This is a genomic window from Lentilactobacillus fungorum (assembly GCF_016860605.1).
Classification (GTDB): Bacteria; Bacillota; Bacilli; order Lactobacillales; family Lactobacillaceae; genus Lentilactobacillus; species Lentilactobacillus fungorum.
Window position 1 is genome coordinate 374946 of the sequence record NZ_BNJR01000016.1, and the last position, 10149, is coordinate 385094.

Annotated in this window: 8 protein-coding genes; 7 read left to right on the top strand and 1 reads right to left on the bottom strand. The window is 40.2% G+C overall.

Annotated elements, in window-relative coordinates:
• The first annotated feature begins 44 nt into the window (after nt 1–44).
• The 7 genes from ntdP to YK48G_RS10820 all read left to right on the top strand — a co-directional run bounded on the left by ntdP (nt 45) and on the right by YK48G_RS10820 (nt 8749).
• A complete protein-coding gene (gene ntdP / locus YK48G_RS10790) occupies nt 45–596 on the top strand; it encodes a nucleoside tri-diphosphate phosphatase (protein ID WP_203630702.1) in 552 nt (183 codons plus the stop codon).
• Between the two features lie 171 nt (nt 597–767).
• The gene (locus YK48G_RS10795; RefSeq protein WP_373300211.1) at nt 768–1877 is read left to right on the top strand and encodes an AI-2E family transporter; all 1110 of its coding nucleotides are present in this window, start codon (nt 768–770) and stop codon (nt 1875–1877) included.
• Nucleotides 1878–1997: 120 nt separating this feature from the next.
• On the top strand, nt 1998–2408 hold the full coding sequence (gene tagD, locus YK48G_RS10800; protein ID WP_203630703.1) for a glycerol-3-phosphate cytidylyltransferase: 411 nt from the start codon (nt 1998–2000) through the stop codon (nt 2406–2408).
• 203 nt (nt 2409–2611) lie between these two features.
• Nucleotides 2612–3460: a hypothetical protein gene (locus YK48G_RS10805; RefSeq protein WP_203630704.1), complete on the top strand. Its 849-nt coding sequence runs from the start codon at nt 2612–2614 to the stop codon at nt 3458–3460.
• A 12-nt stretch (nt 3461–3472) separates the two neighbouring features.
• A complete protein-coding gene (locus YK48G_RS10810) occupies nt 3473–5497 on the top strand; it encodes a CDP-glycerol glycerophosphotransferase family protein (RefSeq protein WP_203630705.1) in 2025 nt (674 codons plus the stop codon).
• 221 nt (nt 5498–5718) lie between these two features.
• Nucleotides 5719–7299: a peptide chain release factor 3 gene (locus tag YK48G_RS10815; protein WP_203630706.1), complete on the top strand. Its 1581-nt coding sequence runs from the start codon at nt 5719–5721 to the stop codon at nt 7297–7299.
• A gap of 19 nt (nt 7300–7318) precedes the next feature.
• Nucleotides 7319–8749 (top strand): C69 family dipeptidase, encoded by a 1431-nt coding sequence (locus YK48G_RS10820; RefSeq protein ID WP_203630734.1) that lies wholly within the window; start codon nt 7319–7321, stop codon nt 8747–8749.
• A gap of 96 nt (nt 8750–8845) precedes the next feature.
• Here YK48G_RS10820 and YK48G_RS10825 read toward each other — a convergent pair whose 3' ends face one another.
• Nucleotides 8846–9988, bottom strand: a complete 1143-nt coding sequence (locus tag YK48G_RS10825) for a MucBP domain-containing protein (protein ID WP_203630707.1) — start codon at nt 9986–9988, stop codon at nt 8846–8848.
• Nucleotides 9989–10149: the final 161 nt, after the last annotated feature.

Genomic DNA, 10149 nt, shown 5'->3' on the forward strand with positions numbered 1-10149 from the left:
TAACAATCGATGCTAATAGCTTAATCAGAAAGTAGGTAGCACAAATGCCACGCAGCCAAAGACTACCAAAAGAAGGGGACTTCATTGCGATTCAAAGCTATAAGCATGATGGTAGTTTGCATCGTATTTGGCGAGATACGATGATATTAAAAACCAGCGAAAATTCACTTATTGGCTGTAACAATCATACACTTGTTACAGAAGATGATGGCCGCCACTGGGTTACACGAGAGCCCGCTTTAGTTTATTTTCATAAACATTATTGGTTTAACGTGGTTGCAATGATTCGCGATGATGGGATTGCTTATTATTGTAATTTAGCTTCTCCTTATATTTTGGATAAAGAAGCACTGAAATATATTGATTATGATCTAGATGTTAAAGTCTTTCCTGACGGAAGGCGTAAGCTCCTTGACGTGGATGAATACTTAGCATTTAGTAAGCGTTGGAATTACGGGCCGGAAATTGACCATATTTTGAAGCGTAACGTTAGGATCATTGTGGACTGGATCAATAACGAAAAGGGACCATTTTCAAAAGAATTTGTGGCAATTTGGTATCAACGCTATTTGGAATTATCTCGTCAATCAAAATGAAGATCACCAAAAGTTCGAATGACGAGTTGCGCGTTCGAACTTTTTATTTGGGGTCGTTGATGAGTTGAAACTACTAAAGTCTCGGCAGCAGTTATATCGTAAATTGATCCCGTCTGGCGATGGGACTCTGTGTTACAATTGTTTCAACAGACTAAACGAGGAGGCGATGATTTGCTTGAACGACTTAAAAACTCATCACTGATGTTTTGGTCCATCGAGATTTTAATTGTGGTTGCAATTATTTGGGTGTGCACCAAAATCAGTTTCTTTTTCTCACCAATCGGTGTTTTCTTCTCAACCATTTTTATGCCGCTATTGTTAGCGGGTATTTTGTTTTATATGTTAAACCCGATCGTTAATTTGATTACTAAAATTAAGTTAGGCAAACATCAAATTTCTCGGACCTGGGCGACAACGCTGGTCTTTTTACTATTGATTGGCATTATTGTGCTGGTCGCGACGGTTTTTATTCCTAAAATTGTTGACCAACTGGTGACTTTAGCTAATCAGATTCCAGGGGCCGTGAATGATGGGCAGGATTTATTGGAAAAGATGTTTAAGCAGATGAATTCGCAAACATACTTAAAGCAGATTGATTTTACCCAAATTACGGATAAGTTTTCTAAAAATATTAGTGGGTATGTCAATACAATCTTTACTGGCTTAACCAACGGAATTGGTGGTTTGATTTCAGCGGCGGCTAATGCAGTTATTATTGCGATCACCGTTCCAGTTGTCTTGTTTTATATGTTAAAGGATGGGTATCGGCTAGCACCCACGTTAAAAAAATTCTTTCCTGAAAAGCACCGTGAACAGACAATGGCACTGCTTTATGAGATGAGCCATACGATTTCTAAATACATTTCAGGACAAATGATTGAATGCTTATTTGTTGGCACATTTACTGCAATCGGTTATTTGATTATTGGAACACCTTATGCATTGCTGCTGGGAGTCATTGCTGGAATTTGCAACATCATTCCTTACCTAGGGCCGTATATTGGGATTGCCCCGGCGTTGGTGGTATCATATTCTCATGCTGGTATTTGGGGCGTCATTTACAATATCATTGTTGTCTTAATTGTTCAGCAAATTGATGGTAATTTAGTTTATCCAAACGTCATTGGCAAATCATTGGAAATTCATCCGCTCACAATCATCATTATTTTATTAGCAGCTGGAAATATTGCCGGACTAATGGGGATGATTTTGGCAATTCCACTATATGCAATTGTTAAGGTAATTGTCATGCATCTTTATAACATTTATCAGTTGGACTAGCAGCCAAAACATTTAATAATCCTTAATAATTATTGACGTTGGCGATGATTATGCTACTATTTAAGTTGTGTTTATTTACAATTTAACTAACTTTAAAGTAATGATTAAGTAGGAGATTTTATGAAAAAAGTAATTACGTATGGAACGTTTGACTTGCTTCACAAGGGTCATGTCCGCTTGTTGAAGCGGGCCAAAGCACTTGGTGATCATCTCACAGTGTGCTTATCATCGGATGAGTTTAACGCTGAAAAGGGTAAAAAGGCCTACACGTCATACGAAGATCGCAAATATATTTTAGAAGCCATCAAATACGTCGATGAAGTGATTCCAGAAACTAATTGGGATCAAAAAATTCACGACGTTCAGGACCGGAATATTGATGTTTTTGTGATGGGCGACGATTGGAAGGGTAAGTTTGATTTTCTAAAAGATTATTGTGAGGTTGTTTATTTGCCTCGGACTGAGGGTATTTCAACCACCAAGATTAAAGAAGACTTAGGCCTTACAGATACCAAGGATTGGCAAGCTTAATTTAAACGATTTATGATGAGGCTGTAGCAAAACGAGAGGTTTTGTACCAGCCCCATTTTAGTATGAAGTTAGGATAGCTGTGCAAAGCAGGGATCTCCGCGTAAGCACCTCAGCCAAAAATCCCAAGCCCGGGGATTTCTGTCTGAGGAGCCTACACTCCGATCCCTAACCGCTTTGCTTCGCTCACTTACTAGGAGGACATTATGCAACGAGCAATTTTTTTGGTCAGGTCAATTCAAGGGATTAGAAAGCCAACGTTTCGCAGCCGGCTTGTTGGGCTGATTAACGGTGGGTATCAAATTGTTGTATTACTTGCTATGACCAACTTTGATGAAGTTTGGCAAGCTAAGCAAGAATTTCAATCAATTAATTTATCGGCAGAAAAGATGCCGGTGCGGCTCATTGATTTGGGCAATATTTATGCAGACCATGAGGGCATTGAGGTCGGAACTGATGAGTTTTTAACACCAGATTTAGCAAGTTTAAAGAATTATGATTCTCATTCCGGCAAATTAAAAGTAACGAGATTTGTTGATAAATCTGGCAAAATCGTTGCCGAAACCTTGTTCGACCAGGATGGCAGCCGGCTACATACAATTTTATTTGACGAGAAGAGCCGCATTATTCAAATTAATAACTATGATACGGCTGATCATTTGTTTGGCATTGAAAAATTTGCGAATGACTTTCTTGAGGAAAGCTTACTTTTAAACGCGAAGGGACAGTTAGTCTTTCGCTTTACTAATTATGTTCAGCCACAAAAAACAACTTATAGTGTGACTGATTCATCCGTGGTGCCGTTACCACTGGAGTTAGTGGAAGTTCAAGGGCAAAAAAATGATCAAATGCTGAAGAATTATGAAGCAACTGGTGTTTCAACCATTACCAAAGCAACTTCGTACACAAACTATCGGCGTTATGATGATATTAACGCGTTTTACCATCAGGTGTTGCTCAATATGAACCTTGAAAATGCTGACACATACATTGACATTAATAACCTGGTTGAAGCCGCTAAGTACCTACCGGGCAAACGAATTTTTAATTATTAAGGGGAAATTAAATTGCGAGCAATACTTTCTGGAGTTCATCAAAAAAAAGGCCTCCAAGTTTTAGAATTTGAATTATTGGATGTGGCCGGTTCTTTGGAACAGGCTTATGTGTTATTTGTTGAGAAGAATAGTCTGGCTTCAATTATGAAGCCGATTACGAAGATTTTGAACCATAATATTATTCGGGTAAATATCGACGCCCAAGATTTTCACTTTGATATTGCTGACCAAACTGAGTTTGAGTGGCAAATCTTTTTAGTTGATAACGGAATTGACCATACAAATGTGATTCAAGTTGAAAGTGAGTATTTAAGTGATCGCCATCAACTAGAACTGACTAGTTATTATCAGTTTAATAGTGATGCCCAAGGGATGGCACTATTTAATCTTCGGACCCATCAATCTGATGAAGACTTTATGATTAATTCGGTTAACTTGACGGATAATGCGCTAGAATTAACCGGTTACAATAAGATTAACGGCATCCGAATTAAGAATCAACGTATTATTTTGAGAAACAAAACGAATGACGGTAAGCTGGAATACCCTGTGTCCAAAAAGATGTTTCAAGGGATGTTTACCGTCTCAATTCCGCTAACCGATATCCCTCAAAATTCGGTTGGGGAATTATATATTAATTATGACCTTGAATCCAATTCAATTACCCAACGACTGATCATTTCGAAATCGTTAAGTGGGCAGTCAACCATCGCCCAACTCCCTGGTAATCGGGTGATTACGTTGGAGAAGCGATTTGATAATGGCATTTTGGTTAAGGAATTTATGGGCGCGTCACTACTCCAAAAGCTTGGAGCAGCTGGTGGTAAGGCTCATAGCGTCATTGATGTATGGCGGCTGATCCAAGACAAACTGAATTTGGCGAGAATGCGGTTCTTATTTCGAGCCGGTCACTCACCTTATGAAAATACCACAATTATCTTTGAAAGTTTTGGCGGCAGGCAAGTGAGCGATAGCCCTTACGCAATTTACAAAGTCTTCAAAACCCTATACCCAGGGATTAACATGATCTGGTCGATTGATCGCTCACAAAAGGCATTTTGCAAGCAACATGATATTGCTTATGTCATTCGCCGGACAAATAAATGGGTGCGGCTTTTAGAAAAATCACAATTTTGGATTAGTAACGCCCGTTTTCCATCATGGGTCAAAAAGCCCAATTACGTGACCTATATCCAAACTTGGCATGGAACCCCGTTAAAAAAGCTGGGCTTAGATATTGAGAACGTTTCGATGCCAGGGACGACGACCGCTAAATACCATAAAAACTTTGTGAGGGAAGCTAATCGTTGGGATGCCTTAGTGTCGCCAAATGATTATTCAACGCAAATTTTCCGATCGGCGTTTGGCTTTAATAATCAGATTTTAAAGATTGGTTACCCAAGAAATGATGAACTTATTAATACCAGTAAGGATGAAATCACGGCGATTAAAGAACAACTAGGGATTCCGCTAGACAAAAAGGTGGTCATGTACGCGCCAACCTATCGGGATAATCAATTTGCCGAAAAAGGAAAGTACACATTTGAATTGCCATTTAATCTCGATGATTTCAGAAAATCCTTTGGCAATGATACTGTTTTGATTTTGCGGATGCATTATCTCATTTCAAACGCGTTAGATATTTCCAATTATTCGGATTTTGTTTATGACTTTTCTAACTATCCAAATATTAGTGATCTATACTTAGTGTCTGATTTGCTGATTACGGATTATTCATCCGTGTTCTTTGATTATGCCTATCTGAAGCGGCCAATCCTGTTTTATCCATATGATTATCACCTCTACAAAGAAGAATTACGGGGCTTTTATTTGAACTACGAAAAGGATCTGCCAGGAAAAATTGCCAACAATTCACGAGAATTATTGGCAGAAATCAACCATGCGTTGGCTCATCCAGATATGAGTGCCAACCAAAAATTTATGGACTTTTATAACCGCTTTTGTGCGATTAATGATGGCTTGAGTTCACTTAAAGTAGTAAATTATGTCATGCACCAAATTGAAAGCGGCGTATAGCACGCATTGCTTATTGCAAAAATGAAGCTCGCATCCACTCGTTATTGAAAAGGGACGCCAACGTTGAAGGATACCCTTAAAGCGGTGAACAGCGAGTTTTTTCTAGATGGCGCGAAATCGATCTTGATCGATGACGTGCTTTTTTCATACTGAAATCTAGGAGAGTTTGCCAAAACGTGTTAAAATTAATTAGTTATTGACTTGTTTGAAAGGAAGTTAACATGAATAGCCAACAATTAATGAAAGCAGATAGCACCCGGCGAACGTTTGCCATCATTTCACACCCTGATGCTGGTAAAACGACAATCACCGAACAACTCTTACTATTTGGTGGGGTTGTGCGAACCGCAGGGACGGTTAAGGGACGAAAAACCGGTAATTTTGCCAAATCTGACTGGATGGAAATTGAACAAAAGCGGGGCATCTCCGTCACGAGTTCCGTCATGCAGTTTGATTATGCCGGTAAACGAATTAATATTTTGGATACCCCTGGACACCAAGATTTTTCTGAAGATACGTATCGAACGCTTATGGCGGTTGATTCAGCCGTTATGGTGATTGATTCAGCTAAAGGAATCGAACCACAAACCAAAAAATTATTTCAGATTTGTAAGATGCGTGGAATTCCGATCTTTACCTTTATGAACAAGCTTGATCGGGATGGTCGCGATCCTATGGATTTAGTGGATGAATTAGAGAATGTTTTGGGCATTCAAGCTTATCCAATGAACTGGCCAATTGGAATGGGAAAAACCTTGGATGGCATTTTTGACCGTTACAACCATCGCGTTGAATTATATAACCATGATCATGCTCAAAAAACGACCATGGTCGAATTAGACGATCACAATCAACCAGTTGGGAACCAAAAATTGGCTGAAAACGAGCAGTTCCAAGAAACTAAAGAAAGCATTGATTTACTTGATATGGCTGGCAACCAGTTTGATGAACAAAAAATTGCCACCGGTGATTTAACCCCGGTATTTTTTGGCTCAGCATTGGTTAACTTTGGGGTTAAGACATTTTTCGACGCTTACCTCAAATATGCCCCGGCACCAAGTTCACACAAAACCCAGGAAGGGGCCGTTGTTAAGCCTGACGCCGATCGATTCTCTGGATTTGTTTTCAAAATTCAGGCGAACATGAATCCTAACCATCGTGATCGCATTGCATTTGTCCGCATTTGTTCGGGTGAATTTGAAAAGGGAATGGATGTCAATTTGTTTAGAACTCAAAAGAAATTGCGACTTTCAAATGTCACCGAATTTATGGCAAATACTCGAGAAAATGTGAAGACAGCGGTGGCTGGTGATATCATCGGACTTTATGATACCGGCAATTTTCAAATTGGCGATACGATATATACCGGCAAATCGCCAATTGCGTTTGAAAAGCTGCCACAGTTTACCCCTGAATTATTTGTGCGCGTTTCGGCCAAGAACGTTATGAAACAAAAATCCTTTCATAAAGGAATCGATCAATTAGTCCAGGAAGGGGCTGTTCAGCTCTATACATCATATACCACAAATGATTATATCTTGGGTGCCGTGGGTCAGCTGCAGTTCGAAGTGTTCCAGTTTCGGATGAAGAACGAATATAATTCTGAAGTAAATATGGAGCCACTGGGACATAAGATTGCTCGGTGGATTGACCCTGATCAATTAGATGAAAAAATGTCCTCTTCACGAAACTTGTTGGTTAAGGATCGGGCTGGCAGTCCATTGTTCTTATTTGAAAATGAATTTGCACTGCGGTGGTTCAAAGACAAGTATCCAGATGTAACTTTAACTGCAAAATTATAATATTTGAAAGAAGCGATTAATATTGGTTTCAAAACACTTATCAGCTTGTACAACAGTCTTAGTTGGCAAACAGGCATCTATTGACGGCTCAACGATGATTGCCAGAAATGATGACACATTTTTGCCGCTAACGCCCCAGCGGTTTTACGTTGAGCCCGCTGTCTCAAATCGCGATGAGACTTGGATCTCAAATCAAAATGGGTTTAAAGCGCCGCTGCCAAAGAGCGGCTATCGTTATTCATTAACGCCTAACGCCGATGTGGCCAAAGAAGGCGTTTATGCCGAGAGCGGCTTTAATGAAAAAAACGTTGCGATGAGTGCTACAGAGAGTGTTTATGGTAACGAACGGGCCTTAGCATACGATCCCTTGGTCAAAGACGGGTTAGCTGAGGATTCTTTGCAGTCGATGGTGTTACCGTACATTGATTCCGCACGAGATGGCGTGACATACTTAGGCAATTTAATCAAAAAATACGGTTCACCAGAAGGCAATGGCGTTATTTTTAGTGACAAGAATGAAGTTTGGTATATGGAGATTGTGACAGGGCACCATTGGGTAGCACAACGAATTCCTGACGATGCTTATGCGGTAGTTGCTAACCAAGTTGCCATTCAGCAAGTTGACTTTGAGGATCCAGATAATTTTATGTATTCAGATGGAATTCAAGCGTTTGTTGAGCAGTATCATCTTAATAATCATCAATCCGGATTTGACTTTCGACGCATTTTTGGGACGGATAACGAAAAAGACCGTCACTATAATACGCCACGGGTTTGGTATGGGCAACGTTACTTTAATCCTGAAATTGAACAGGATCCGACTTCTTCTGACCTGCCATTTATTTGCCGGACAGATAAAAAGATTACAGTTGAAGATATTGAGTTTGTTTTGGGATCCCATTACAATGAGACCAAATATGACCCACTTGCGCCAGGCAATGAGGCAACGAAGACCCTCTTTCGGCCAATTTCAATGAATCGAACTCAGAATTCACACGTTCTCCAAATTCGTAACGATGTTGATGAGGGATGTTCTGCGATCATGTGGCTTTGTTTTGGAGTACCGGCCTTTTCACCCTACGTGCCATTCTTTGGGAATGCCAATGATACCGATGACAGCTATGCCAATACGCCGCTTCATTGCGACGATCAAAGTGCTTATTGGATGTATCGAAAGTTATCGATGCTAGTGGAATCACATTATCAAGATTTTGCACAAGACGATGTTGACTTCTTAACGGCTTCTAAAGAAAAGCTTCGACGCCACGTGCAATCAGCAATCGAAGAGGCCAAGGGGCTTACTGGCGAGGAATTAACAACTTATTTAACGGAACAAAATCATCAGGTTGTTAAAATGATGCGGTTGGCAACTGAGCACTTCAATCATGAGTTGATTGAAAAAGGGTTAAACCTTTCGAAACTGACGTTTGATTACGATAAAAATTTATAAATTGTTAACAAAATAGCGTAAATTCTCATCGTTAGCTGGTGAGGATTTACGCTATTTTTGAGGGTGAAAAAATTAGGTGGGCTAACTAATAATAACTTATGTTGGCTCGTCCACGTTCACATAATTTCTGGGAAGCACTGAATGATCGGGCAGTTCATACCAAATCAAATTTTGATCATCAACGATTGTGGCGACAATTGAAATCCGACTGCCATCCGTTAATGTCCCAACTTGGTCACCATAAGGCTTGCGGTAAGTGGCAATTGTTTGCCCCGGAATAAAACTAATGGTGCCAAATAGGCGAACGGGATTCCTGGAAGTTTTAGTGATTAGCCCGGCAACTGGATGAGTCGGTGGGTCACTAGGTTGAAGCTGCTTGTTTTGAATCCACTCAAAGCCGCCAATATTCAGCCAATCTTGACCATCGGTGGTTGTAACCCGCCCAAAAATCTTAATCACCAAATTTTGGGGCAAACCAGTTCGAAGAGGCGTACCGTTGGGCGCATCGAAGACATCGTGATGCGCGGTTAATTTGACATAGTATTCAACGGCTTGAACCGTTTGCCAGTCGGCCTTGCGATACGCAAAGACAATATGTTGAATGCGGTTGCTAAACGACCCTAGTGACTGACCCAAGCGACTAATTAAACGATAATTTGGGATAGTGGGGGGTGTCGCTTCATAGTTGGTACCCAGCTTATTAGTTAAAACCTTGATGGAATTTAAAACGGCCCCAGTATCCGTATCGATGGTATTGACGAATACCGGTTTGCCCTGCTTGAGCTCATAGTGGACAGTGATTTCTTGGTCATCATCTTCAAAATGGCTGGTAAAATCATCAATTGCCGTGACATAATATTGATCGAAGCTTGGAAAGCGAAAATCAATTCGTTCACCACTGACACCGTTTAAAATGTCGGCCGGTCTAATTTCGTGATCATTTTCGTCTAAATAAAAGATAACGACCTGTGATTTGACCTGATGTTCGATCGAAGAAGTAGCCGCTTTGACAGGTGTAACGGGAGCTGATTTAGCATCGTCAAACTGAACTGGTTGAGGTTGTTTGTCAGGTTGAGCTGATGGGTGAGGCTTTGAATCAGCAACAGTTGGGTTTGCTCGGTTGAGTCTTTGCTTTCGCTTGTGATAATCTGGTTGGCGCCTCACACGATTCTTGATCGGCGATCGTAATGGCGAATGAAAATTATTTAGTTTTCGTCTAAGCCAATTAATCAGCGTCATTTCTTATCTCCTAAAAAGGTTCTAAAAAAATTATATCATAATTTGATGAGCGACCAACCGATTGTAAGCGAAAAGTTATGCGAGTTAGTTTCGGATTAGCAGGTCGTTAAATCATTTGTTACCGACTTTTTTAAGGGCACAAAACGCTAAAGATATAAAAA

What these genes read in the sequence shown, in the direction of transcription:
- YK48G_RS10825 (WP_203630707.1), bottom strand. Translation starts at nt 9,988, where the DNA reads ATGACGCTGATTAATTGGCTTAGACGAAAACTAAATAATTTTCATTCG.
- tagD (WP_203630703.1), top strand. Translation starts at nt 1,998, where the DNA reads ATGAAAAAAGTAATTACGTATGGAACGTTTGACTTGCTTCACAAGGGT.
- ntdP (WP_203630702.1), top strand. Translation starts at nt 45, where the DNA reads ATGCCACGCAGCCAAAGACTACCAAAAGAAGGGGACTTCATTGCGATT.
- YK48G_RS10815 (WP_203630706.1), top strand. Translation starts at nt 5,719, where the DNA reads ATGAATAGCCAACAATTAATGAAAGCAGATAGCACCCGGCGAACGTTT.
- YK48G_RS10805 (WP_203630704.1), top strand. Translation starts at nt 2,612, where the DNA reads ATGCAACGAGCAATTTTTTTGGTCAGGTCAATTCAAGGGATTAGAAAG.